This is a genomic window from Geodermatophilus obscurus, from assembly GCF_900115395.1.
Taxonomy (GTDB): domain Bacteria; phylum Actinomycetota; class Actinomycetes; order Mycobacteriales; family Geodermatophilaceae; genus Geodermatophilus; species Geodermatophilus obscurus_B.
Window position 1 is genome coordinate 661,820 of sequence record NZ_FOWE01000001.1, and the last position, 25,328, is coordinate 687,147.

A 25,328-nucleotide genomic window follows, 5' to 3' on the forward strand; every position below is an offset into this window, starting at 1 on the left:
CCGTCAGGCGAGGACGACGAGCAGGTCACCGCCCTCCACCTGCTGCACCGGGCCGATGGCGAGGCGCTCGACGGTCCCGGCGACCGGCGCGGTGATCGCCGCCTCCATCTTCATCGCCTCGATGGTGGCGATCGCCTGGCCGGCCTCCACGGCGTCGCCCTCGGCCACCTGCAGGGTGACCACGCCGGCGAACGGCGCCGGCACCTGCCCCGGGCTGCTCCGGTCGGCCTTCTCGGCGGCCTTCACCTGCGCGTCGACCGAGCGGTCGCGCACCGACACCGGCCGCAGCTGGCCGTTGAGCGAGCACATGACGGTGCGCATCCCGCGCTCGTCGGGGTCGCCGATCGCCTCGATGCCCATGAGCAGCGTGACGCCGGGCTCGAGGTCGACCGAGTGCTCCACCCCGGAGCGCAGGCCGTAGAGGAACTCCTTGGTGGGCAGCACCGACACGTCGCCGTACTGCTCGGTGTGGGCGGCGTACTCGCGGGCGGGTCCGGGGAACAGCAGCCGGTCCAGGGTGTCCCGCGGGGACTCCGCCAGGCCGCGCTCGTCGTCGGCGGACAGCTCCGCCGGCGGCTGGGCGGGGCGGCGGCCCTCGAGCGCGCGGGTGCGGAACGGCTCGGGCCACCCGCCCGGCGGGTCGCCGAGCTCGCCGCGCAGGAAGCCGATCACCGAGTCGGGCAGGTCGTACTTCGCGGGGTCGGAGGCGAAGTCGTCGACGCCGACACCGGACCCGACCAGCTGCAGCGCGAGGTCGCCGACCACCTTGGAGCTCGGCGTCACCTTCACCAACCGGCCGAGCAGCCGGTCGGCGGCGGCGTAGGCGTCCTCGACCTCCTCGAACCGCTGCCCGAGGCCCAGCGCGATCGCCTGCTGGCGCAGGTTGGACAGCTGCCCGCCCGGGATCTCGTGCCGGTAGACCCGGCCGGTGGGGGCGGCCAAGCCCGACTCGAAGGGCGCGTAGACCCGGCGCACCGCCTCCCAGTAGGGCTCCAGGTCGTTGACCGCGGCCAGGTCCAGGCCGGTCGCCCGGTCGGTGGCGTCGGTCGCGGCCACGATCGCCGACAGCGGCGGCTGCGACGTCGTCCCGGCCATCGAGGCGACGGCGCCGTCGACGGCGTCCACGCCCGCCTGCCAGGCCGCCAGCAACGTGGCCAGCTGCCCGCCGGCGGTGTCGTGCGTGTGCAGGTGGACGGGGAGGTCGAAGCGCTCGCGCAGCGCGGTGACGAGCGTGGCGGCGGCCGGCGGGCGGAGCAGCCCGGCCATGTCCTTGACGGCGAGCACGTGCGCGCCGGCGTCGACGATCTGCTCGGCCAGGGTCAGGTAGTAGTCGAGGGTGTAGAGGTCCTCGCCGGGGTCGGACAGGTCGCCGGTGTAGCACAGCGCCACCTCCGCGAGCGCCGTCCCGCTGGCGCGGACGGCGTCGATCGCCGGGCGCATCTGCGACACGTCGTTGAGCGCGTCGAAGACCCGGAAGACGTCGACGCCGGTGCGCGCGGCCTCGGCGACGAACGCGTCCGTCACGGCCTGCGGGTACGGGGTGTAGCCGACGGTGTTGCGGCCGCGCAGCAGCATCTGCAGGCACACGTTGGGCACCGCCTCGCGCAGCGCGGCCAGCCGCTCCCAGGGGCTCTCGTGCAGGAAGCGCAGCGCGACGTCGTAGGTGGCCCCGCCCCAGCACTCGAGCGAGAGCAGCTGCGGGGTGGTGCGGGCGACGTGCCCGGCGACGGCGAGCAGGTCCTTGGTGCGCACCCGGGTGGCCAGCAACGACTGGTGGGCGTCGCGGAAGGTGGTGTCGGTGACCGCCAGCGCCGTCTGCGCGCGCAGCTGCGCGGCGAAGGCCTCGGGGCCGAGCTCGAGCAGCCGCTGCCGGGAGCCCTCCGGCGGCGCCGCGCGCAGGTCGGCGTGGGGCAGCTTGGTCACCGGGTCGACCAGGTGCGGGCGCTCCCCGTGCGGCTGGTTGACGGTGACGTCGGCCAGGTAGGTCAGCAGCCGGGTGCCGCGGTCGGCGGAGCTGCGCGCGGTGAGCAGGTGCGGCCGCTGCTCGATGAACGACGTCGTCACCCGCCCGGCGGCGAAGTCGGGGTCGTCGAGCAGCGCCTGCAGGAACGGGATGTTCGTGGCGACGCCGCGGATGCGGAACTCCGCCACGGCCCGCCGGGCGCGGGCCACCGCGGTGCCGAAGTCGCGGCCGCGGCAGGTCAGCTTCACCAGCATCGAGTCGAAGTGCGCGCCGACCTCCGCGCCCAGCGACGAGCCGCCGTCGAGCCGGATGCCGGCCCCGCCCGGGGAGCGGTAGGTGGTGATCCGGCCGGTGTCGGGGCGGAAGCCGTTGGCCGGGTCCTCGGTGGTGATCCGGCACTGCAGGGCGGCGCCGCGCAGCACGATCGTGTCCTGCGACAGGCCGAGGTCGGCGAGGGTCTCCCCCGCCGCGATCCGCAGCTGCGACTGCACCAGGTCGACGTCGGTCACCTCCTCGGTGACGGTGTGCTCGACCTGGATCCGCGGGTTCATCTCGATGAACACGTGCCGGCCCTCGCGGTCGAGCAGGAACTCCACCGTGCCGGCGTTGACGTAGCCGATGGCGCGGGCGAAGGCCACCGCGTCGGCGCAGATCCGCTCCCGCAGCGCAGGGTCCAGGTTCGGTGCGGGGGCCAGCTCGACCACCTTCTGGTGGCGGCGCTGCACCGAGCAGTCCCGCTCGAACAGGTGCACCACGTCCCCCTGCCCGTCGGCGAGGACCTGCACCTCGACGTGCCGCGGCTCGACGACGGCCTGCTCGAGGAACACCGTCGGGTCGCCGAAGGCCGACTCCGCCTCCCGCATCGCCGCCTGCACCGCGCCGGCCAGCTCCTCGCGCGTCCCGACCCGCCGCATGCCGCGCCCGCCGCCGCCGGCGATGGCCTTGACGAAGACCGGGAACGGCAGCTCCTCCGCCGCGGCCAGCAGCGTGTCGACGTCGGCGCCGGGCTCGGTGGAGGCCAGCACCGGCAGGCCGGCGTCGCGCGCGGCCGCGATCGCCCGCGCCTTGTTGCCGGTCAGCTCCAGCACCGCCGCCGGCGGGCCGACGAAGGTGATGCCGGCGTTCGCGCAGGCCTCGGCCAGCTCCGGGTTCTCCGAGAGGAACCCGTACCCGGGGTAGACGGCGTCGGCGCCGGCGCGCTGCGCCGCGGCGACGACCTCCCCGACCGACAGGTAGGCGCGGACCGGGTGGCCCTCCTCGCCGATCTGGTAGCTCTCGTCGGCCTTGAGCCGGTGCACCGAGTTGCGGTCCTCCCAGGGGAAGACCGCCACCGTCTGCGCGCCGAGCTCGTAGGCGGCGCGGAACGCCCGGACGGCGATCTCGCCGCGGTTGGCGACCAGGACCTTGCTGAACATGGTGGCTCCCGGGGGCTCGCGCGGGCGAGGGTCCCGCCGAGCCTCCCAGACGGGGAGGCGGGACCGGGAGGCCCCGTGGGGCGGGCGGTCAGCCGGGAGGCACCAGCCGGACGGCGTCGACGGCGGCGAGCGCGCCGAGCTCGTCGGCGACCACGGAGATCCCGGTGATCCGGCCGCCGGTGAGCGTGAGGTCGTCGACCACCCGCAGCTCCACGCGCCGGCCGGTCGCCGGGAGGGGCCCGGCCGAGGTCGGCAGCGGGCCCACGTGCCGGCCGCCCATCCGGAAGGCCACCACGACCCGGTCGCCGGCCTCGACCACGGAGACGACCTGCCGCTGCACGTCGGCGAAGGCCGCCGACAGCGACCGGGCGCGCGACCAGGTCGGCGGCGCCCAGGGCGGGACCGTTGATCGTGACCGGGTCGGTGTAGACGGCGCGGAAGGCCCGCTCCGTGTCGGGCCCCTCGAGCAGCGGCTCGGTCCAGAGCCGCAGCAGCCGGTCCACGTCGAAGACCATCGCGCCATGGTGGTCCCTCCCGGAGCCGGCACCCGGCCCGGCGGCGGGGACGGCCGGGGCGGCACGGATGCTGGGCGCCGAGCCGTCACCGACGAGAGGGGACCCGTGCCCGCCTGGACGTCCGACGCGATCTGGTGGCAGGTGCACCCGCTGACCTTCACCGGCGCCGAGCCCGCCGCCCTCCCGCCCGGGGAGGTGCGGCACCGGCTGCCGCAACTGCAGCGCTGGCTGGACCACCTGCTGGCGCTGGGGTGCAACGGCCTGGCCCTCGGCCCCGTGTTCGCCAGCAGCACGCACGGCTACGACACCGTCGACCACTTCCGCGTCGACCCGCGCCTCGGCGACGACACCGACCTCGACGCGCTGTTCGCCGCGGCACGCGAGCGCGGCGTCCGGGTGCTGCTCGACGGGGTGTTCAACCACGTCGGCCGCGACCACCCCGCCTTCCGCGCCGTCGTGGAGCAGGGGCCCGACGCCCCGACGGCGGACTGGTTCCGACTGTCCTGGCCGGAGGACCGGACGCCGGGCACGCCGCCGCGGGCCGACGTCTTCGAGGGCCACGACATCCTGGTCGAGCTCGACCACTCCTCCCCCGCCGTCGCCGACCTCGTCACGCGGGTGATGACCCACTGGCTCGACCGCGGCGCCGACGGGTGGCGCCTGGACGCCGCCTACGCCGTCCCGCCGTCGTTCTGGGCGCGGGTGCTGCCCGCGGTGCGCGCCGCGCACCCGGACGCCTACGTCGTCGGCGAGGTCATCCACGGCGACTACGGGCGCGTCGTGGCCGACGGCGGGCTGGACGCGGTCACCCAGTACGAGCTGTGGCAGGCGGTCTGGCACGGCATCGCCGAGCGCAACCTGTTCGAGCTGGCCTGGTCGCTGCAGCGGCACGGGCAGTTCCTGCGCTCCTTCGTGCCGTGGACGTTCGTCGGCAACCACGACGTCACCCGCATCGCCAGCGCGGTCGGCGACCCGCGGCACCTGCCGCACGCGCTGGCCGTGCTGTTCACCGTCGGCGGCACCCCGGCGGTGTGGTCGGGCGACGAGCACTCCTTCACCGGCGTCAAGGAGCACCGCGCCGGGGGCGACGACGCCGTCCGGCCGCCGTTCCCGCCCGACCCCACCGGGCTGTCCCCGCTCGGCGCCCCGACGTTCGCGGTGCACCGGGAGCTGATCGGGCTGCGCCGCCGGCACCGCTGGCTGCACACCGCCGCCCCGGAGCAGGTGCACGTGGCCAACGAGCAGCTGGTCCACGCCGTCGCGGGGGACGGGCAGCGCCTGCTGGTCGCGCTCAACCTGGGCGACGCCGCCGCCCGGGTGCCCGCGCCCGGCGCCGGGGCCGTGCTCGCGGGTGCGGCCACGGTGGGGCGCGGCGAGGTGGAGCTGCCCGCGCACGGCTGGGCGGTGCTCACGGGCTGACCGGCGCCCCGGTGTCCGCACCGGCCTCCGCGAGGTCGACCACCCGCCAGCGGCCGTCGAGGGCGGCCGGGTCGTGCGTCACGAGCAGCACGGTGCGCGGGTCGCGGGCGAGCCGGTCGAGCACCCGCGCGGTGAGCCCGGGGTCGAGGTGGGCGGTGGGCTCGTCGAGCAGCAGCACGTCGGCGCGGGCCAGCAGCGCCCGCGCCAGCCCCACCCGCGCCCGCTCGCCGGCCGACAGGCGCTCACCGCCCTCCCCCACCCAGCCGTCGAGTCCGGGGGTCGCGGCCACGCGGTCGAGCCCGACGTCGGCCAGGACCGCGTGCAGCTCGGCGTCGGTCGCGTCGTGCCGGCCCAGGCGCAGGTTCCCGGCGAGCGTGCCGCCGAGCACCTGCGGTGCCTGGGCGCTCCACGCCGTCCGGGACCGGACGCCCTCCAGCGGCAGCCGGCGCAGGTCCACCCCGCCGAGGGTGACCCGGCCGGTGTCGGGGTCGCGGGCGCGCAGGGCGAGGGCGAGCACGCTGCTCTTGCCCGCGCCGCTGCTCCCCGTCAGCGCCACCTTCGCGCCGTCGGGCACGGCCAGGTCGAACCCGGCCAGCGCGGGGCGGGTCGCGCCGGGGTACGTGAGGGTGACGTCGTCGAACCGCAGCGCGGAGCCGGCCGGCAGCGGCCGCGGGTCGGCCGGGTCGGCGACGGCGGGCCGCCGCTCCCCCAGCTCGCGCACCCGCCCGGCCGCCGCGCGGATCCCGCCCGCGGCGCTCCAGGCGGCCCCCATCCCGCCGACCGCCTCGAACGCGCCCAGCACGCCGAGGGCGCAGGCGGCCAGCAGCAGCGGGTCGGTGGTCCCGGCGGCGACGTCGGAGCCGACCAGCCACAGCGCCGCCCCCAGACCGAGGGCCGGGACGCCCTCGCGGCAGACGGTGGTCACCGCGGTCAGCCGGGCCGCCGCCCGCTCGGCCGCCTCCTGCCGGTCGAGGTGCCCCAGCAGCCCGCGCAGGGCGGTGGCGCCGCCGTCGCCGCTGAGGGCGTCGGCCAGCCCGCGCACCAGGTCGAGGGTGTCGGCGGCGACGTCGGCGTCGGCCCGGGCGACGGCCACCGCCGCACGTCGCCCGGCGCGGGCGGCGACCGCGGGCACGGCGATCCCCAGGACGGCGAGCAGGACGGCGAGGACGGCGGCCGTCGGCGGGGACACCAGGGCGGTCAGCCCGACCGCCACCCCGCCGGCCAGGACGGCGACGCCGGCCGGGGCCACGAGGCGGACGACGACGCCCTGCAGCTCGTCGACGTCGGCGCGCACCCGGGACAGCAGCTCGCCGCCGCGGGCCCCGGTGAGCGCGGCCGGTGCGAGCGGGACCAGCCGCTCGAGCACCCGCGCCCGCACCCGGGTGACCATCCGCAGCGTGACGTCGTGGGTGACCAGCCGCTCGGTGTAGCGCACCGCGGCCCGCGAGACCCCGAAGAAGCGGACCGCGGTGATCAGCGGCATGAGCGCCAGCAGGGTCGAGGGCCGCTGCGCCGCGCCGGTGATCAGCGCGCCGGAGGCAGCGAGCAGCGCGGCACCGGAGAGCACGGTCCCCGCGCCGAGGACGACCGCGAGGGCGGTGCGGGGCCACCGCAGCAGCGACAGGGCCTCCCTCACCGCGGCACCGCCGGGACCGCCGGTACCCGCACCCGCCCGTCCTCCAGCACGACCACCCGGTCGTGCAGCGCCAGCGGCGCCGTCCGGTGCGTGACCGTGACGACGGTGCGCCCCCGCGCGAGGTCGTCGAGGGCGGCCAGCACGCCGGCCTCGGTGGCGGCGTCGAGCTGGCCGGTCGGCTCGTCGAGCACCAGCACCGCGGCGTCCTTGACGAAGGCCCGCGCCAGCGCCAGCCGCACGCGCTCCCCGCCCGACAACCGCGCGGCGTCCTCGCCCAGCGGCGTGGCGGCGCCCTGCGGCAGCCGGCCGACCAGCCCGGCCAGCCCCGCCCGGCGCAGCGCGTCGGCGACCTCGGCGTCGGTGGCGCCGGGACGGCCCAGGCGCACGTTGTCGGCGACCGTGCCGGGCAGCAGCCAGGGCCGCTCGGGCACGTAGGCCACCCGTGCCCGCCAGCCGTCGGGGTCCAGGGCTGGCAGCGGGACGCCGTCGACGAGCACCGCGCCCGCGTCGGGGACGGTGAACCCGAGCAGCAGCCGGACGGCGGTGGTCTTGCCCGCGCCGCTCGGGCCGACCAGCGCGGTGCGCGAGAGCGGCGGCAGGTCGAGGTCCACGCCGTCGAGCGCGGCCCGGTCGCCGTGCCGGACGGTGACGCCGCGCAGCTGCACGTGCGGCACGCCGGCCGGGGCCGCCGCGGTGCCGCGGACCGGCTGGGGGGCGTCGAGCAGCGCGAACACCCGCTCGGCGGCCGGCCGGCCCTCCAGGGAGGCGTGCCGGTCGGCGCCCAGCGCCCGCAGCGGTGCGAAGAACTCCGGGGTGAGCAGCAGGACCAGCAGCGCGCGCTCGAGCTCCATCCCGCCCTGGAACAGCCGCACACCGACGGTGACCGCCACCAGCGCCGTGCACAGCACCGCGCCGAACTCCAGCACGAAGCCGGAGAGGAACGCGGTGCGCAGCACCCGCATCGTGCTCACCCGGTGGGCCTCGCTGACCTCGGTCAGCCATCGCGTGCTGCCCCGGGCCCGGCCGTAGGCGACCAGCGTGGGCAGCACCCGCAGCGTGTCGACCAGCACCGCCCCCAGCTGGGCGAGGGTCTCCCACGACCCGCGGGCGGCCCGCGCGGCCAGCGTCCCGGTCAGCCACAGGAAGACCAGCACCAGCGGCCCGGTGAGCAGCAGGAGGCCGCCGCTCGCCGGGTCGAGGACGAGGACGGTGACGGCCACCAGCGGCGGGACGACGGCCGCCGTCGCCACGCCCGGCAGGTACCGGCCGACGACGCCGTCGAGCTTGCCGACGCCCTCGGTGACGGTGGTGACCAGCTCACCGGCGCGCTCCCCGGCGACGGCGCCCGGGCCGAGGACGAGCAGCTGTCGCAGCAGCGCCTCCCGGAGGCCGCGCCGCACCCGGGCCGAGGTGCGCGCGGCGGCGCGGTCGCGCACACCGACGAGCAGGGCGCGGGCGCCCCAGGCGGCGAGGGCCCCGGCGAGGGTGCCCGACAGCTCGGCCGGCGTCGCCCCGCCGGTGGCGACGGTGCTCACCACGGCGGCGACCAGGGCCCACTGCACCACCAGCAGCACCCACACGCCCACCCCGAGGAGACCGCAGACGACGACCAGCCGCCGGGAGCCGGGCAGCGCGAGGACCCGGCCGGTCGGGCTCCGCTCCCCCGGGCGCCGGTCCCTCATGCGCGGTCCGGCCTCAGTACCCGTGGCTCAGGGCGCCCTCGTCGGGCCGCACCCGCTCCCGGAAGACGTAGTAGTTCCAGATCTGGTAGCCGATGATCAGCGGCAGGAAGATCGCGCCGACCCAGGTCATGAGCACCAGCGTGTACTGCTGGGCCGCCGACTCCCGCAGGACGAGCCCGTACTCCGACTGCAGGGTCGACGGGAGCACCTCACCGCGGGTGTACAGCGCGAGGAACACCGTGACCGTGGCGAACAGGATGGTCAGGCCGCTCATGGTGAACGCCAGGGTGTCGCGGCGGCGCACCAGCGCCAGCCAGATGCTGGCCAGCGTCAGGAACGCCGCGATCGGGAAGACCCACGGCACCACACCGAAGTCCTCGAACAGGTCCTCGGTCACGTAGCCCATGACGACGAACGCGACGATCGCGGCGGTGGCCAGCGCGCCCCACCGCAGCGCCGCGGTGCGGGCCCGCTTGTAGAGCACGGTGTCGGTGTGCAGGCGCAGCAGCAGGAAGTTGGCGCCGTGCAGCATGAACAGCAGCAGCGTGGTGACCCCGCCGACCAGCGAGAACGGGGTGAACAACTCCGCGAAGCCGCCCTGCACGTCGCCGTCGCGGCCCACCGGCAGCCCCTCGATGAGCTTGGCCATGATGACGCCCCACAGGAACGACGGGACCACGCTGCCGCCGAAGGACATCCAGTCCCAGAAGGCGCGCCACCGCTCGCTGTCGACCTGGTTGCGGTACTCGAAGGAGACCCCGCGCAGCAGCAGCGCCAGCAGGATGAGCACGAACAGCGGGTACATGCCGCTGAACACCGCGCCGTACCAGACCGGGAACGTGGAGAACATCAGCCCGGCGGCGGCGATCACCCACACCTCGTTGCCGTCCCAGAACGGCCCGATGGTGCCGGTGAGCGCCCGCTCCTCGGCCTCGGTGCGCGCCAGCGTCGGCCGCAGGATGTCGACGCCGAAGTCGAACCCCTCCAGGAAGAAGTAGAGGGTGAACGTCAGCGCGATGAGCCAGAACCACAGCGTGACCAGGTCCACCGTCAGTTCCGCCTCTCGTACTCCTGGAACCCGGCGCCCTCGTAGTCCGGCGCGGGGGCCGAGATCAGCTGCGCGCCGGGCTTGCGGTGGATGCCCGCGCGCGCGGTGACGCTCAGCAGGTAGACGTCGAGCCCGATGAGGGCCAGGTACACCGCCCACAGGCCGATCAGGCCGGCGAGCACCTCCCCGGCGGTGTTGGCGCTGACGCCCTCGGTGACGGTGAGCTCGCCGTAGACCATGAACGGCTGGCGGCCCATCTCGGTGACCATCCACCCGGTGAAGTTGGCGATCCAGGGCAGCGGGATGAACAGCACGAGCGCCCTGAGGTACCAGCGGGTGGTGTCCAGCCCGCGCCCCCGGCGCCACCAGAGGAACAGGCCGAGGAACGCCGCGGCGAGGAGCAGCGACCCGATCGCCACCATGATCCGGAACGACCAGTACACCCAGGCCACCGGCGGGGTGTAGTCGTCCTCGCCGTAGGCGGCGTCGTACTGCTCCTCGAGCTGGTTGATGCCCTCGTAGCGCCCCTCGAGGCTGTTGTAGGCGAGGATCGACCCGACGTAGGGGATCTCGATGTTGAACGGGTTCTCCCGCTGCCCCTGGTCGATGATCGCGAACAGCGACCACGGGGCCGGGGAGTCCGACGTCTCCCACTGCGCCTCCATCGCCGCGAACTTCATCGGCTGGTCCTCGCGGGCGACCTGCCCGGCGGTGTGGCCGCTGATCACGGAGAACACCGTGCCGATGGCGGCGAAGACCAGGCCGATGCGCAGTGACCGGCGGTAGACGTCGGTGTCGCGCCCGTGCAGCAGGTGGAAGGCGCTGATGCCGAGCACGAAGAACGCCGCGACCACCCAGGCGCTGCCCTGCACGTGGGCGAAGTACAGCCAGGCCTTGTAGTTGAAGACGACGGCGGCGAAGTCGGTGAGCCGGGCCTGCCCGTCGACGACCTCGTAGCCGACGGGGTGGTGCATCCAGGCGTTGGCCAGCACGATCCAGAACGCGCTGATCTGGGTGCCGATCGCCACCAGCCAGATGCTGGCCAGGCGCATCCACGGCTTGAGGCGGTCCTTGCCGAACCACCACAGCCCGATGAAGGTGCTCTCCAGGAAGAAGGCCATGAGCACCTCGAGGGCCAGCGGGACCCCGAAGATGTTGCCCACGAAGAAGGAGAACTCGCTCCAGTTCATCCCGAACTGGAACTCCTGCACGATGCCGGTCACCACGCCGACGGCGAAGTTGATGAGGAAGAGGTGGCCGAAGAAGCCGGTCATCTTCCCGTACACCTCGCGCCGGTCGGCGCGGACGTAGGCGATCGTCTCCATCACCGCGATGAGGAACGCCAGACCGACGGTGAGCGAGACGAAGAAGAAGTGGAAGATGCTCGTCGAGGCGAACTGGAAACGGGAGAGCTCGACCACGTCCACGTGCGCACCACCTCGTTCCGGGGGCCTGGCGGGGCGGTGGGGCGCGCTGCTGCGCCGAGGGGCCCGGCCGTTCGCGCACACAGTTGCACGCAACCGACCCGGGTGCAGCCCGAACGGGTGAAGGGTACGGCGGCGGCGCCCCGGAAATGTCGTTGCCCTCCTGTGCACTGCAGGTCTCATGCTGTCGGCCACGAACCCGCCGGGACCCACCCCCGCGCGGCCCACGGCACCCGGACCGAGGAGCGCCATGAGCACCCATCCCGCGGTCGAGGCGATCGACCTCGCCAAGCACTTCGGTGACAACCGCGCCGTCGACGGCGTGAGCTTCGTCGTCCCCACCGGCTCGGTCCTGGGCCTGCTCGGGCCCAACGGGGCCGGCAAGACCACGCTCGTGCGGATGCTCACCACGCTGAGCGTCCCCACGAGCGGGACCGGCCGGGTGGCCGGGTTCGACGTCCGCGAGCAGCCCGACGCCGTCCGCCGCAGCATCGGCCTGACCGGGCAGGCAGCCACGGTCGACGAGATCCTGACCGGCCGGGAGAACCTCCGGCTGATCGGCAGCCTGTACGGCCTGTCGCGGGGCTACGTGCGCCGCGCGAGCGACGACCTGCTGGAGCGCTTCGACCTCGCCCGCGCCGCCGACCGGCCGGCGAAGTCCTACTCCGGCGGCATGCGCCGGCGGCTCGACCTCGCCGTCAGCCTGCTCGCCGCCCCGCCCATCCTCTTCCTCGACGAGCCGACCACCGGGCTGGACCCGCAGAGCCGGTCGGGGCTGTGGGACGTGCTGCGGGAGCTCGTGCAGGAGGGCACCACCCTGGTGCTCACCACGCAGTACCTGGAGGAGGCCGACCACCTCGCCGACGAGATCGTGGTGGTCGACCGGGGCAGGGTCATCGCCGCCGGCACGCCCACCCAGCTCAAGGACCGCGCCGGTCAGGCCAGCGTCGTGGTGACGCTGACCCACGCCGCCGACCTCGACGCGGCCGCGGCGCTGATGCGCGACCACTCCCCCGCGGTGCACGTCGAGACGGGCAGCCGGCGGTTGACGGCGCAGGCCGGCGGGCTGGGCGACATGACACGCATCGCCGCCGTCTTCGAGCACAGCGGCATCGAGCTCGACGACCTCGGCCTGGCCCGGCCCAGCCTCGACGACGTCTTCCTGCACCTCACCGGGCACCGCGCCGAGTCCGACACCGACACCGCCGCCACGAACACCCCTGAGGGAGCCGCCTCGTGACCGCCATCCAGACCCGGCCGCCGGCCACCGCCCGGCCGGAGATCCACCCGCCGTCGCTGCTGCGTGCGTCGTCGACGATCGTGTGGCGCAACCTCGTGCACATCCGGCGGATGCCGGAGATGCTGCTCGACGTCACCGTCCAGTCGGTGATGTTCGTGCTGCTGTTCGCCTACGTGTTCGGCGGCGCGATCGCCGTGGCCGGCACGAGCTACAAGGAGTTCCTGCTGCCCGGGATCATGGTGCAGACCATGGTCTTCTCCTCGGCCGTGGTCGCCATGGGGCTGACCAACGACCTCCAGAAGGGCATCGTCGACCGCTTCCGGTCACTGCCGGTCCCCCGGTCCTCGGTGCTGGTGGGGCGGAGCATCTCCAGCCTCATCCACTCCAGCATCGGCGTCGCGGTCATGGCGATCACCGGCCTGCTCATCGGCTGGCGGGTCCGCAACGGCGTCGTCGACGGCGTCCTGGCGTTCCTGCTGCTCCTGCTGTTCGGCTTCGCGATGATCTGGCTGGGCATCTGGGTGGGCTCGCTGATGCGCACCGTGGAGGCCGTCCAGGGCTTCATGTTCACCGTCATGTTCCCGCTGACGTTCGTGGCCAACACGTTCGCGCCGCCGGAGAGCATGCCCCAGTGGCTGCGCACCGTCGCCGAGTGGAACCCGGTGTCGGCGCTGACCCAGGCCTGCCGGGAGCTGTGGGGCAACGGGTTGCCGGCCGCCGCCGACGCCGCCTTCCCCCTGCAGCACCCGGTGGCGTTCTCCGTCGGCTGGTCGGTGCTGCTCACGGCGGTCTTCGCGCCGCTGGCGGTCGCGGCGTTCCGGCGCCGCTCCCGCGACTGACGGGCTCCCGCGACTGCGGGCCGGTCTCAGCCCGCGCTGCACCACTCCCCCGGCGTGTGCACGCCGTGGACGACGCGCAGGTCGACGCCGTCGTCGACCGGGCGCAGGTGCGGCGCGGGCCGCCAGTCGTGGCGGGGTGCGTCCGGGCGGGCGGCGGCGTGCGCGGCCAGCGCGGCGGGCAGCAGCCGCATCCGCGCGGCGAGCCAGTCGTCGTCCCAGGGGCCGTCCTCGAGCACCGAAGCGGCGGGGCGGAACTCCAGGTAGACGGTGCGCCGCAGCGGCGAGCCGGCGGTGGGCGGCGAGCCGTGCACGACCATGTCGTCGTGCACCAGGACGTCCCCGGGCGCCATGGGGACCTCCACGGCGCCCGGGACGTCCCAGCCGTGCTCGTCGCGCAGGGCGCAGGCGTCGGCGCGGGCCCGCTGGGAGCCGGGCACCACCCGCAGCGCGCCCTGTCCGGGGAGCGCGGCGTCGAGGTAGACGTCGACGTTGAACAGCCGGTGCCGCCGGGGGTGCACGGCGTCCTGGTGCCAGGGCACCGCCGCGCCGGCGCCCGCGGCCTTGACCACCAGCGACTCGTAGGTGGGCACCAGGTCCGGCCCGGCCAGCGACTCGGCGATCCCCAGCACCTCCGGGCTGCCGAGCAGCTCCAGCGAGGCGTCCTCGCCCTTGTCGTGGAGGTGGTCGACCCGCCAGAGCACGCCACCGGAGAGCAGGTGGTCGCCGGTCGGTGGCATGGCCGTCCACCGGTCGGCGGCGGCGCGCAGCCGGGTCAGCAGGTCGGCGGGGACCCGGTCGCGCAGGACGAGGTACCCCCCGGCGTCGAACCGGTCGACCTGGGCGGGTGTCAGGGACAGCGGCGTCATGCCTCCGATGCTCGGCCGGGCCGGCGGGGCAGACTCCCGGCATGGACGGCGGTCCTTCCCGGATCCTCGCGACCCCCCTCCCCGAGCCGCTGGCCGGCCCGGTGCACGAGGAGCACGGCCTGGCCTGCCGGCTGAGCACCCGACCGGTGATGCGGCGGGCGCACCGGCACGACGACGTCGAGCTGGCGCTGGCCGTGGGCGGGTGGGTCGAGCACGAGCACGCGGGCCGGCCGACCGCGGCGCTGCTGCGGGGCGGTCGGCTGGTGCTGCCGGGGCGGCACGACGACGCCGCCCGGTTCGCCCGGTGGGCGGCCGACCTGGCCGGTGGCGTGCCCGCCGAGGCCCGCGCGGCGCGGCTGGAGGCCCGGGCGCTGCTGGAGCGGCTGTCGGTCGCCGCGCCGGGCCCGGGGGACGACGCCCCCGTCCCGGTCGCGGGCACCGCCGGTGAGCGGCACGCCCGGCAGGTGGCGAGGATGACCGCCTTCGTCGCCGCCCGGTTCCGCGAGCCGATCGGGGTGGCCGAGGTCGCCGCCGCCGCGCACCTGCACCCGGCCACCGCGACCGCCGCCTTCCGCGCCGTCACCGGCACGACACCGGGCGCGTTCCTGCTGCACTGCCGGCTGGCCGAGGCCCGGCGCCTGCTCCTGGTCACCACCGCCGACGTCGGCGCCGTGGCCCGCCGGGCGGGGTTCGGGTCGACCAGCAGCTTCTACGCGGCCTTCACCCGCGAGGTCGGCGAGCCCCCCGCGGCCTGGCGGCGACGGCGGGGAGCCGTCCGCGCCGTCGTCTGAGGGGCCGGACCTTGACGGTCCCGCACCACCGTGCCACGGTTTGACATCCCAACTGAGGAGCTGCCGTGGACCTCGAGGTGCTCACCCGGCCCGTGCGACCCGACGACGAGCCGCGCTTCGTGCGGCTGTGGCCGCGGCTGTCGGCCGAGACCCGCTACCGGCGCTTCCACGCCCCGGTGCACCGCTTCCCCCTGTCGTTCGTGCGGCGGCTGGTCGTCGTGGACCACGACCTGCGCGAGGCCGTGGTCGCCGAGATCGGCGGCGAGGTGGTGGGCGTGGCCCGCTACGACCGGCTGCCCGGCGACCCGGCCACCGCCGAGCTCGCCGTCGTGGTCGAGGACGCGTGGCAGGGCGTCGGGCTCGGCCGCCAGCTGCTGACCGAGCTGCTCCGCCTGGCCGCCGAACGCGGCGTGCGCACGCTCACCGCGACGGTGCAGGCCGACAACGAGCGCATGCTCGGCATGCTCCGCCGGCTGCTGCCGTCGGCGCGGCTGGTGGCCGAGGACGGCGTCTACGCCGTGACCGCCGCGGTGGCCGACGCCGCACCGGTCCGGCGGTGACCTCCGGCCGGTGGCGGTCCCGCGCACCGGCCCCGGTCAGGGCAGGACGCCCGCCGACCGCGGGCGCGGGGACGCGCGGAGGACGTCGACGCTGAGGGCGGCGCCGGCCGCCGCCACCAGCCCGGCGAGCAGGAAGGGCAGGAGGAACCCGCCCGCCGTCTCGGCGAGGTAGCCGCCGAGCGGAGGGCCGCACAGCTGCGCCAGGCCGAAGGCGAGGGTGCAGCGGCCGAAGGCGCCGGCGAACTCCCGCGGGGTCAGGAAGTCCGACAGGTGGGCGGCGATCACCGCCGGCAGCCCCGACATCATGAGGCCGAACAACAGGGCCGACGCCGAGGCCAGCGGTTCCACGCCCAGCGGCACGAGCAGGATCGCCGCCGCCATGGCGAGGTAGCCGCCGACCAGCGTGGGACCGCGCCCCCACCGGTCCGACAGCGGCCCGAGCACGATCCCGCCGGCGACCAGCCCGATCCCGACCAGCGTGTAGACGGCCGAGGCGTGGCCGGCCGAGAAGCCGGCGTCGTCCTCCAGCGCGGTCACCAGGTAGCTGGTGTAGACGGAGTAGGCCAGGCCGTAGGCGGCGTAGCCGCCGGTCAGGCCGATCCAGCCGGGCACCCGGCGCAGGGCGCCGGCGCGCACCGGGGAGTCGTCGTCGCGGTGCCGCGCCGGCCGGAGCAGCAGCAGACACAGGACGAGCGTGACCAGCGCGAGCACCGTCTCCACCAGGTAGACCGTGCGCCAGGAGGCGTCCCCACCCTGCGCCTGCAGGATCCAGGTCAGGGCGCTGGCGAACACGATCCCGCCGCCGATGCCCGAGCCCGCGACGCCGATCGCCGCGCCGCGGCGCGAGGGCCGGACGACGGAGCCCGCGAGCCCGGGTGCCGGCACCCAGATGAACGCACCGCCCACGCCGGTCAGGGTCAGTCCCACGGCCAGGCCCCCGGCGCCGCCCGCCGCGGTGAGCAGCGCCAGGCCGACCGTGCTGCAGGCCAGACCGGCCTGGATGAGCGCGGCGGGCCGGGCCCGGCGCGAGAGCGCACTGACGGCGACGGTCCCGAGGAGGTAGGCGGTGACGTTGGCCGTGGCGACCAGCCCCGCCACGGCGTAGGAGCCCAGCAGGTCGCGGTTGATCGCCGGCAGCAGCAGGGCGTAGGAGAACCGGCCGAAGGACTGGGCGACGGCGGAGGCGAGCGCCACCAGCAGGACGAGCGCGCGGGGCCGCACCGGCACGACACCACCTCCGCCCACGCCCGCGGACGGTGCCGCCTCGGCCGTCCGACGGGCGCAGTCCACCACCTCGGCGGCTGCGGCGCGCTCCGCCCGTCCGCCGGGGGCTCCGGGGACGCGTGCCCCCGGGCGGGACGCCGGCGCGCCTGCGGCGCCCTCAGTGGCCGGGGCCCAGCACGTCGGCGGCCAGGCGGAGGAAGTCGGGCAGCGACGGGTGGGCCGACGCCGCTCTCCAGGCCAGGAGCAGCGGCACCGGGGGCGCGTCCCGCAGGGGCGTGTAGCGCACGTCCGGCCGGCCGTGGAAGTAGGCGGTGGACGCCGGCGTCACGCCGACGCCCCGGCCGAGCGCGACGGCGGTCAGCCACTCCTCGGTGTCGGCGACCTCGACGGTGCGGCCGGGTCGCCGGTCGGCCGGCCAGAGGTCGAGCGTCGTCGTCCCGTACTGCCGGTTGAGCACCACGGGCTCCGCGGCCAGGTCGGCCATGGTGAGCTCGTCCCGGTCGGCCAGCCGGCCGTCGGCCGCGACGGCGGCGAGCCGGGGCTCCTCGCGCAGCAGGCGGACCTGCAGTGCGCCGTCGTCGACCGGGCCGCGGAGCAGGGCGACGTCGACCTCTCCCCCGGCGAGGCCGGCGGTGCGGTCGCCGATCCGGCGCACCTCGAGCGGCCGGTCGGGATGGGCGTGCGACCACGCCCGGAGCAGTTCGGTGGTGTGCTCGCCGGCCGCGGCCCAGGCGTGCCCCAGCCGCAGGGGACGCAGCGGTGCGGCGACCGCGAGGGCGTCCTCGACGGCTGCCAGGACGGCCCGGCAGCGGTCGCGGAAGGCCTCGCCGGTCGGCGTCAGCCGCATCGACCGGGTCGAGCGCTCGACCAGCACCACGCCGAGCTGCTCCTCGAGCCTGCGGAGCGTGCGCGACAGGGCGGGCTGCGTCATGTGCAGGCGCGCCGCCGCCCGGGTGATGGTCGGCTCCTCGGCGATCGCGAGGAACGCCCGGACGTGGCGGAGCTCGAGCTCCATGCCCGCGGAGCATAGATCCGGGTGGATCGGCATTTCCCTCCGCGGCCGGACGGTGCCTAGCGTCGGGGTGCCCACCCACCGCAGCATTTCCGGGACGCCTCGCCATGAGCACCACGCCCGCCGCCACCGCCACCGCCTCCGCCCACGGCCGCGCAGCCGCGCGCCGCACCTGGGCCACGCCCGGGCGCGGCGGCGCGGTCGGCATGGTGCTCGCGGGCATCCTGTCGGTGCAGTTCGGTGGCGCGCTCGCCGCGACGATGTTCGACCGGGCCGGGCCCGCCGGGATGGTGACGCTGCGGCTGTTCGGCGCCGCACTGGTGCTGGTGCTGCTGGTCCGCCCCCGCTGGCGGGGTCGTTCCCGCGCCGACTGGGCGGTGATCGCCGCCTTCGGGCTCTCGCTGGCGGTCATGAACGGGCTGTTCTACGAGGCGCTCGCCCGGATGCCGATCGGCGCGGCGGTCACCGTGGAGTTCCTGGGGCCGCTCGGCCTCGCCGCCGTCCTGTCGCGTCGGCTGCGGCACCTCGGCTGGGTGCTGATGGCCGCCGTCGGCGTGTTCCTGCTCGGGTACGGCTCGCTGACCGGGCTGGACCCGGTCGGCGTGCTCTTCGCCCTGGGCGCGGGCGCCTGCTGGGCCGGCTACATCCTGCTGTCGGCCGAGACCGGACGCCGCTCCACCGGGCTGGAGGGACTGGCCCTGGCCAGCGCGGTAGCCGCGGTGGCGGTGCTGCCGTTCGGGCTGGCCTCGGCCGGGCCGGCGCTGGCGGCGCCCGACGTGCTGCTGGTCGGGCTCGCGGTGGCCCTGCTGTCGTCGGTGGTGCCCTACGCGCTCGAGCTGACCGCGCTGCGCGCCCTGGCCAGCCGGGTGTTCGGCGTGCTGATGAGCCTGGAACCGGCCGCGGCGGCGCTGGCCGGGCTGCTCGTGCTCGGCCAGGTGCTCACGCCGGTGCAGCTCCTGGCGGTCGCGCTCGTCGTCGGCGCCAGTGTCGGAGCCGCCCGCTCCCCCGCCCGGGCTCCGCTCCCCACCGGTGGGTCCCGCCGTCAGCGACGACGGGCCGGTGCCGGTGTGTCCTCGCCGACGACGCCGACCGGGACGGGCGACGGCACGCACTCGGGCAGGTAGGGCGAGAGGAAGCCGCACGTGCCGAGGACGGGCTCGGCCTGCCGGGACAGTCGGTACGTCCCGGCGGCGCGCAGGTGGTCGGCCTCACCGAGCTCGAGGGCCGCCAGTCGTCCCCCGGTGCGCTTCGCCGCGGCGAGCGCGCCCGCCCGCCACCGTTCGCGCCAGTCCGCCACGCGCGGCCGGACGAGGGAGACGGCAGCTGCGTGGAAGGCTGCCAGCGCAGCGCTGTCCCCGCCCTCGGCGTGCCGCCGCAGCTCGAGGAACCCCTCGACGGCGAGATCGCGGCGGGCACGGGCCCGCTCCGGCGACGGGCTCCCGTCGGGTCCGGCCAGCGAGGTGGCCGGGGCGTAGGCCTCGGGGTCCCGCAGGTGCTCTGCGGGCAGGGTGAGCACGGCGTCGCCGGCCTCGGGCAGCCCGCCGTTCTCCATGACGACGACCACCTGCAGGTCCTCGTCGTTCACCGCACGGTGGATCGTCCCCGGGGTGAACTCGACGACGTCACCCGCGACGAGCGGCACCTCCGCGGCGCCGCCGGCCAGGGCGAGGGTCTGCAGCCGACCGCGACCGCCGACCACGACGTAGGCCTCCGAGCAGCACAGGTGCAGGTGCGGCGACCCTCCGTGCAGCCCGTCCGCGGTTCCCCACGGATAGACCGACAAGCCGGTCAGCCCCACGGCCCCGGGCAGCGGCGGCACCCGCTCTCAGCGCGTGCTCCGCCACGAACGCCTCCACCTCGGCGCGGTCCCACGGCCGGTCGGCGACCACGACCCGGTGCCGCAGGCCCAACGAGTCACCGGGCGCCACCGTCACCTCCTCGCTGAAGGCCGGCGAGGGGTTGACCGCGGGGAACGGCTCCCGGCGGACGAACCAGCGCAGCGGTACCGGCGCGGAACTGGTGCCGGCGAAGAACAGCAGCGTCGCGCCGCCGTCGACCTCGTCGTGCTGCCCGGTGTCGGCCGGCCACGGGGACGACGCGCCCATCGGCTCCGCCGGGGCGCCCGGGTCGGCCAGGAGCACCTCGCCCCCGGTGAACCCGCGGGGCCCGCGCCAGAAGAACCCGGTGTAGCCGGCGTCCGGACGGCCGTGCGTGGTCGGGCTGCCGACGTGCAGGTCGGCACCGCGCACGTTGCGCAACTCGGTGGCGAAGTCGAGGGTCCAGGTGCCCCGCTCGACGTCGAGGCCGTGCCAGCGCAGCTCGCGCCGCTCGCTGATCCAGTCCTCACCGGCCGCGGTCACCCAGGTGAGCTCCTCGACGAGGCAGACCTCGGCGTCGCCGGCCCGTATGGCGGCGAACCCGTCGTGCCGCATCCGGCCGACGTTGTCGACCGGCACGTAGCCCTCGCCGTGCCGGTAGCTGTAGCCGCCCCAGAAGTTCTGGTCGTCCAGGTGCGAGACGGTCATCTGCAGGCCCTTGTGCCACCGGTGGTCGTGCGGCCGGTAGGCCGACACCAGCGCGCCGGAGAGCGTGCGAAGCGGGTGCAGGTAGGGCTTGGGCGCCTCGAGGGCCGGCACCGCGGAGCCCAGGTCGTAGGTGGCGACGGCGACCCGCCCGGAGCCCTGCCCCACGCCGTCGCCCTCCACCGCGACGACGACCCGGCGGCCGTGCTCGTGAGTGACCCGGAACGCCGCGCTCACCGGGCACCGCCCGCGGTGAGCAGTTCGCCGCCGAACCGGTCGTAGTGCGGGCTGCCCGGCACCAGGTCGGCGCGGGCGACGCTGCGGCCGGTCGCGGCGGACCGGTAGATGCCGGTGACCAGCTCCATCGTCTCCCGGCCCTGCCGGCCGCTGACCAGCGGACGCTCGCGCCGGTCGAAGGAGTCGAGGAGGCTCCGCAGCTGCGCCGCGTGCCCGCTGGGCAACTCCACGGTGGGGTGCCCACCGAGGAGGTCGCGGTCGGTGGCGTGCGGCGCCGGGGTCCACGTCCAGTCGGCGTCGCCGTAGCCGTAGAGGTGCTGCAGCTCGACGGTCGCGTCGGTGAAGTCGAAGCGCAGGTAACTGGTCTCCCGGGGCGACAGCACGCTGTTCACGACCGAGGCCATCGCGCCGGACTCGAAGGTCACCACGGCCATCGCGACGTCCTCGGTCTCCACGGGGCGGTCCAGGGTGCCGGTGACCGCGGTGACCTCCCGCCAGTCGCCCAGCACGGAGAGCAGGAGGTCCATCGGGTGACTGCCGTGGCTCATCGTCGGCCCGCCGCCCTCGGTCCCCCAGGACCCCCGCCACGGGACCTCGTAGTAGGCGTCGTCGCGGTACCAGAGGGTGTGGCACACGGCGACGAGCGGGCGGCCGAGCTCACCGGTGCGCACCTGCTCGCGCAGCCGGGTGGCACCGGAACCAAACCGGTGCTGGAAGACGAAAGCCACGTACGGGCCGCCCTCGCGCTCGCGCCCGGCGACGGCGTCGAGCTCGGCGAGGGAGAGCATCGGCGGCTTCTCGCACCACACCCAGGCGCCGGCACGTAGGCACGTCGTGACGCCGTCGAGGTGCGCCGCGGGCGGCGTGCAGAGGGTGACGAGGTCGGGCGACTCGGCGGCGAGCATCGCGTCCAGGTCGCCGTACGAGCGGGGGACGTCCCACCGCCCGGCGAGCTCGGCCGCCCGGGCCACGTCGACGTCCACGAGGGCGACCACCCGGACGCGGTCCCCCATGTCCGGGAGGGCCGGGAGGTGCCGGTCGTGGGCGATCTTGCCGGCTCCGACGACCGCGACGCGGACCGGTTCGGTTGAGTGCTGCACGTGTCTCCTCGGACGTGGCTCCCGGCCGCCGGGAGTGGCCGAGGACGGAACGGACCCCGACTCGCGGCTCCCCGTACCGACGACCGCGCGCACCGGACGTTCCAGCGGACAGGAGCCGGTCCTGAGCTCGGGAGCCCGTCGGGCAACCGCTTTCCACGCCCAACGCAGGCGTGGGGGTGGTGTCAAGCACAGGCCATGCCGGCCACGGTGGGGCCGCGCGGCGGTGGCACCCGGCCCCGGCGTGCGGGGTCCGTTCCCCGGCCCGTCCCCCCGCTCCGCGCAGTGGCGACGTCGTTCCTCAGCGGTCGGCCCTGCCCGTCTCGTGCTCCTCACCGCGCGGAGCGGCCGGGAGACCGCGGACGGCCGCCACGGTCGGCGTGAGCTCGTAGCGCGGCCGGCGGCCGGCCGTGAAGCGGAGCAGCTCGTCGACCATGAGCGCGAAGAACTGCGGGCGCGATCTCGCGGTCACCCCGGCGATGTGGGGCGTCAGGAAGACGTTGCGGCAGGACTTGATCGGGTGGTCCGCCGGCACGGGCTCCGGGTCGAAGACGTCCAGCGCCGCGAAGACGTCCCCGGGGAGGAGCCGCTCGAGCAGCGCCCGACCGTCGACGACGGCACCGCGGCTGACGTTGACTAACGCCGCCCCCGGACGCAGCCGCTGCAGCTGCGCGGCTCCCACCAGCCCGCGGGTCGCCGGCGTGAGCGGCAGCAGGCACACCACGCCGTCGGCGTCGAACACCCCGTCCAGCGAGGTCAGCTCCACACCGAGCTCCTCGGCCAGGTCGCCGTCGAGGTGAGGGTCGTGGACGAGGACGTCGACGCCGAACGGCTGCAGGTAGCGGACGAGACGCCGCCCGATGTGCCCGCAGCCCAGCAGGCCGATCGTCCGCCCCTCGATGCCGCCGTGCACGAACCCCGGGTCGGTGCGCGGCCGCACGTACGCCTGCGGCTCGATCATCTCCCGGAACGCCGCCCCGGCGTTGCGGAAGCAGAGGATGAGCGCGGCCACCGCCCACTCCGCGACGGGGTACGAGGACGCGTTCGACGTGTCCACGGCGGTGATCCCACGAGCCCACGCCGCCTGGAGGTCGAGCCGCGGGGAGAACCGGTCGCCCTCCAGCTCGCCGACGAGGCGGAGACGTGGCGCGTCCGCGAGCACCGCCGCGTCGACGTACGGCGCCCCGGGACCGAGCACGAGTGCGTCGGCATCCCGCAACGCGCCCCGCAGCCGGTGGCGTCCGGCCGGGTCGGTGACCACGTGCCGGTGGGCGCCGGAGGCCGTGGCGGTCAGCACCAGGTCGCACGAGACCTTCTCGCGGAGGCGGGCCAGGTCACGCTCCGACACGTGCTCCCGGGCGTAGTCCTGGCCGACGCAGACCACCACGTGCGCCCGGCGGGGCGAGGCCATCACGTCGTCCTCCTAGACGTCGTGCCGGGCACCGACCACGGCGGCGCCCAGCAGTGCACCGAGCAGCCAGAAGGCGGCGGACACCCCGGCCGCGCCCGCCAGGAGGCCCGCCGCCGCCGGGGTGCCGACCAGGCCGATCCGGTTGCCGACCAGCCGCAGTGCCAGCGCGGCGCCGCGGGCCTCCTCCGGCACGGCGCGGACGATGACGGTCATCATCAGGGGTTGCCCCACTCCCAGCAGGAAGCCGATGACGGCCAGCAGGATCCCCAGCACCACCACGTCCCCGGTCGCCGGCAGGAACGCCACGGCCAGACCCGACCCGACGGTGCTCAGCAACACCAGGCGCGGCCTGCCGATCCTCGGCAGCATCCGTGGCACCAGGAGGCGGGAGGCGACCGTGGCGCCGGCACGGATGCTCAGCAGGATCCCCACCGTCGATGGCGCGATGCCGCGGTTCTCCCCGAGCAGGGGGAGGTAGGCGGTGAGCAGGTCCACGGCGGCGGCGAGGACCAGGCTGGTGAACATCCCGGAGGAGACACCGGGCAGTCGGAGGATCCGGTGTGCGGGCAGCGGCCGCTCCACCGGCCGCTCCGGCCGGGTGGGCAGCAGCCGCCGGACGAGCAGCCAGGTCGCCGCCGGGAGGGCCAGCCCGCAGAGCCCGGCGCTCACGAGCAGCGCGCGGGAGGTCCCGGCGGCCAGGTTCCCCGGCGCGGTGGACAGCACGAGCCCGGCCAGTGCGGGCCCCACCAGCTGGCCGCCGGAGACGACGGCGGTGAACAGCCCGAACCCGCGGTCCAGCTGCGCGGGAGGCAGCCGGGCGACGACGTTCTCGCCGCCGACGATGCAGCCGAGGTTGCCCAGCCCCAGGACGACGTTGCCCGCGGCGATCCCGGCCAGCGAGTCGCTGGCCGCCAGCAGCAGGCAGCCGCCCACCAGGAGGGCGACCCCCGCCCCGAGGATCGGCTCGGGACGACGGCGGTCGGCCAGCCGCCCCAGCGGCAGCGCCACCAGCATCGGCACCAGCGCGAAGGCGCCGGTCAGCAGGCCGACCGCCAGCGCTCCCGCCCCGAGGTCGATCGCGCGGTAGGTGGTGACCGGTCGGGCCACCGCGATCCCGGCCTGGACGAGCACCATGACGGCGAGGAGCTGGGACAGCCAGCGCGGGGCCCCGTCCCGGCCGGGCGAGCAGGTCATGGGATCGCAGCCCCGCTCCGGGCCTGCACGTGACGGGCAGCACGGCGGCCCCCCTGCAGGGGCCCGTCGGGAGCCTGCGGGTGGCGGGAGGCCGTGAGGTCCTTCCTCAGTGCGGGAGTCGCAGGCCGGTGCTGGTGGAGAAGACGTGCTCCTCGCCGCTCCGGATGGTCAGGCGCACCTGCTCCCCCTTGGTCGGGGGGCGTCGCCCGTCCACGCGCGCGACGATCTGCTCGGTGTCACCGCCGTGCAGGTGCTCGGCCAGGTCCTCGTCCAGGAGGGACGCGAAGACGTAGGCGTCCGAGCCCAGCTCCTCGACGAGGTCGATGCGGGCCGCGAAGCCCTCACCGGTCGGCGAGACCTCCAGCGCCTCCGGCCGGAAGCCCAGCGTCAGGGTGCGGTCCCCCGCCGCGGCCGACAGCGTCTCGCGGGACAGCGGCACGAGCGTGTTCCCCAACCGCACGCCCCCGTCGGTGATCGGCACCTCCGCGAGGTTCATCGCTGGCGAGCCGATGAAGCCGGCCACGAACACGTTGCGGGGACGGTCGTACATCTCCCGCGGGCTGGCGACCTGCTGGAGCACGCCGTCCTTGAGCACCGCGACCCGGTCGCCCATGGTCATGGCCTCGACCTGGTCGTGGGTGACGTAGACGGTCGTGACGCCGAGCCTGCGCTGCAGGGAGGCGATCTGCGTGCGGGTCTGCACCCGGAGCTTGGCGTCGAGGTTCGACAGCGGCTCGTCCATGAGGAACACCTGCGGCTGGCGCACGATCGCCCGCCCCATCGCGACGCGCTGCCGCTGGCCACCGGAGAGCGCCTTGGGCTTGCGGTCCAGGTACGGCGAGAGGTCGAGCAGCGTGGCGGCCTCCTCGACCCGCCTGCGCCGCTCGTCCCTGCCCACGCCGGCGATCTTCAGCGCGAAGCCCATGTTGTCCGCGACGCTCATGTGGGGGTAGAGCGCGTAGTTCTGGAAGACCATCGCGATGTCGCGGTCCTTGGGCGGGGCGTCGCTGACGTCGCGGTCCCCGATGCGGATGGCGCCGCCGTCGACGTCCTCCAGGCCGGCGAGCATCCGCAGCGAGGTGGACTTCCCGCAGCCGGACGGGCCGACGAGCACCAGGAACTCGCCGTCCTCGATCTCGAGGTCGAGCTGGTCGACGGCCGGCGTGTCGCTGCCGGGATAGAGCCGGGTCGCCTGGTCGTAGGTGACCGATGCCATGTGAGCTCCCTTGATCC

General features: G+C 75.5%; 21 protein-coding genes. 6 read left to right on the plus strand and 15 right to left on the minus strand.

Translation table 11 applies throughout. The features are described from left to right. Positions 1–3: 3 nt before the first annotated feature. Both BM165_RS02960 and BM165_RS24615 read right to left on the minus strand, forming a co-directional pair. Positions 4–3,378, minus strand: coding sequence for a pyruvate carboxylase (locus BM165_RS02960; RefSeq protein WP_075011970.1), 3,375 nt, complete (start codon positions 3,376–3,378; stop codon positions 4–6). An 88-nt stretch (positions 3,379–3,466) separates the two neighbouring features. After that, positions 3,467–3,718, minus strand: coding sequence for an ester cyclase (locus tag BM165_RS24615; RefSeq protein ID WP_177225072.1), 252 nt, complete (start codon positions 3,716–3,718; stop codon positions 3,467–3,469). 280 nt (positions 3,719–3,998) lie between these two features. Here BM165_RS24615 and BM165_RS02970 point away from each other — a divergent pair, with 280 nt between their 5' ends. Then, on the plus strand, positions 3,999–5,312 hold the full coding sequence (locus tag BM165_RS02970; RefSeq protein WP_075011971.1) for an alpha-amylase family glycosyl hydrolase: 1,314 nt from the start codon (positions 3,999–4,001) through the stop codon (positions 5,310–5,312). Here BM165_RS02970 and cydC read toward each other — a convergent pair. From cydC to BM165_RS02990, 4 genes are read right to left on the minus strand one after another with little or no spacing between them, the layout of a single operon-like run. Continuing rightward, positions 5,302–6,948: a thiol reductant ABC exporter subunit CydC gene (gene cydC, locus BM165_RS02975; protein WP_075011972.1), complete on the minus strand. Its 1,647-nt coding sequence runs from the start codon at positions 6,946–6,948 to the stop codon at positions 5,302–5,304. The genes BM165_RS02970 and cydC overlap by 11 nt on opposite strands. Next, entirely contained in the window at positions 6,945–8,630 is a 1,686-nt protein-coding gene (cydD, locus tag BM165_RS02980) for a thiol reductant ABC exporter subunit CydD (RefSeq protein ID WP_075011973.1), read from the minus strand. Before cydD ends, cydC begins: the two co-directional genes overlap by 4 nt. A 13-nt stretch (positions 8,631–8,643) precedes the next feature. Beyond that, the gene (cydB, locus tag BM165_RS02985; protein WP_075011974.1) at positions 8,644–9,678 is read right to left on the minus strand and encodes a cytochrome d ubiquinol oxidase subunit II; all 1,035 of its coding nucleotides are present in this window, start codon (positions 9,676–9,678) and stop codon (positions 8,644–8,646) included. Positions 9,679–9,680: 2 nt separating this feature from the next. Beyond that, entirely contained in the window at positions 9,681–11,105 is a 1,425-nt protein-coding gene (locus BM165_RS02990; RefSeq protein WP_075011975.1) for a cytochrome ubiquinol oxidase subunit I, read from the minus strand. Between the two features lie 247 nt (positions 11,106–11,352). Here BM165_RS02990 and BM165_RS02995 point away from each other — a divergent pair, with 247 nt between their 5' ends. Both BM165_RS02995 and BM165_RS03000 read left to right on the plus strand, forming a co-directional pair. Continuing rightward, positions 11,353–12,342 (plus strand): ATP-binding cassette domain-containing protein, encoded by a 990-nt coding sequence (locus tag BM165_RS02995; protein WP_143107991.1) that lies wholly within the window; start codon positions 11,353–11,355, stop codon positions 12,340–12,342. Continuing rightward, complete coding sequence (locus BM165_RS03000) at positions 12,339–13,181, plus strand: ABC transporter permease (protein ID WP_075011977.1); 843 nt, start codon at positions 12,339–12,341, stop codon at positions 13,179–13,181. Before BM165_RS02995 ends, BM165_RS03000 begins: the two co-directional genes overlap by 4 nt. Before the next feature lie 26 nt (positions 13,182–13,207). On the opposite strand, the gene BM165_RS03005 is transcribed toward BM165_RS03000, so the two are convergent. Further along, positions 13,208–14,047, minus strand: coding sequence for a phytanoyl-CoA dioxygenase family protein (locus BM165_RS03005; protein WP_075011978.1), 840 nt, complete (start codon positions 14,045–14,047; stop codon positions 13,208–13,210). Positions 14,048–14,088: 41 nt separating this feature from the next. Here BM165_RS03005 and BM165_RS03010 point away from each other — a divergent pair, with 41 nt between their 5' ends. Both BM165_RS03010 and BM165_RS03015 read left to right on the plus strand, forming a co-directional pair. Then, positions 14,089–14,838, plus strand: a complete 750-nt coding sequence (locus BM165_RS03010) for a helix-turn-helix transcriptional regulator (protein ID WP_075011979.1) — start codon at positions 14,089–14,091, stop codon at positions 14,836–14,838. 65 nt (positions 14,839–14,903) lie between these two features. Then, on the plus strand, positions 14,904–15,398 hold the full coding sequence (locus BM165_RS03015) for a GNAT family N-acetyltransferase (RefSeq protein WP_075011980.1): 495 nt from the start codon (positions 14,904–14,906) through the stop codon (positions 15,396–15,398). A gap of 36 nt (positions 15,399–15,434) precedes the next feature. On the opposite strand, the gene BM165_RS03020 is transcribed toward BM165_RS03015, so the two are convergent. Together BM165_RS03020 and BM165_RS03025 are read right to left on the minus strand one after the other, a co-directional pair. After that, entirely contained in the window at positions 15,435–16,625 is a 1,191-nt protein-coding gene (locus tag BM165_RS03020) for an MFS transporter (RefSeq protein WP_075011981.1), read from the minus strand. A gap of 154 nt (positions 16,626–16,779) precedes the next feature. Continuing rightward, a complete protein-coding gene (locus tag BM165_RS03025; RefSeq protein ID WP_075011982.1) occupies positions 16,780–17,637 on the minus strand; it encodes a LysR family transcriptional regulator in 858 nt (285 codons plus the stop codon). Positions 17,638–17,741: 104 nt separating this feature from the next. Between BM165_RS03025 and BM165_RS03030 the strand changes: the two genes are divergently transcribed. Continuing rightward, positions 17,742–18,758 (plus strand): EamA family transporter, encoded by a 1,017-nt coding sequence (locus BM165_RS03030; RefSeq protein ID WP_075011983.1) that lies wholly within the window; start codon positions 17,742–17,744, stop codon positions 18,756–18,758. Here the strand turns inward: BM165_RS03030 and BM165_RS03035 are convergent. From BM165_RS03035 to BM165_RS03060, 6 genes are all read right to left on the minus strand, one after another. Beyond that, on the minus strand, positions 18,677–19,333 hold the full coding sequence (locus tag BM165_RS03035; RefSeq protein ID WP_075011984.1) for a cupin domain-containing protein: 657 nt from the start codon (positions 19,331–19,333) through the stop codon (positions 18,677–18,679). The two genes, BM165_RS03030 and BM165_RS03035, sit on opposite strands and share 82 nt — an antisense overlap. After that, entirely contained in the window at positions 19,257–20,393 is a 1,137-nt protein-coding gene (locus tag BM165_RS03040; RefSeq protein ID WP_075011985.1) for a DUF6807 domain-containing protein, read from the minus strand. Before BM165_RS03040 ends, BM165_RS03035 begins: the two co-directional genes overlap by 77 nt. Further along, positions 20,390–21,493 carry a Gfo/Idh/MocA family protein gene (locus BM165_RS03045; RefSeq protein ID WP_075011986.1) on the minus strand — a complete coding sequence of 368 codons (1,104 nt, stop codon included), beginning with the start codon at positions 21,491–21,493 and terminating at the stop codon, positions 20,390–20,392. The genes BM165_RS03040 and BM165_RS03045 overlap by 4 nt, the downstream gene beginning before the upstream one ends. Positions 21,494–21,791: 298 nt before the next feature. Continuing rightward, entirely contained in the window at positions 21,792–22,901 is a 1,110-nt protein-coding gene (locus BM165_RS03050) for an NAD(P)-dependent oxidoreductase (RefSeq protein ID WP_075011987.1), read from the minus strand. 12 nt (positions 22,902–22,913) lie between these two features. Beyond that, positions 22,914–24,095 carry an MFS transporter gene (locus tag BM165_RS03055; RefSeq protein ID WP_075011988.1) on the minus strand — a complete coding sequence of 394 codons (1,182 nt, stop codon included), beginning with the start codon at positions 24,093–24,095 and terminating at the stop codon, positions 22,914–22,916. A gap of 106 nt (positions 24,096–24,201) precedes the next feature. Beyond that, positions 24,202–25,311: an ABC transporter ATP-binding protein gene (locus tag BM165_RS03060; RefSeq protein ID WP_075011989.1), complete on the minus strand. Its 1,110-nt coding sequence runs from the start codon at positions 25,309–25,311 to the stop codon at positions 24,202–24,204. Between the last annotated feature and the right edge of the window lie 17 nt (positions 25,312–25,328).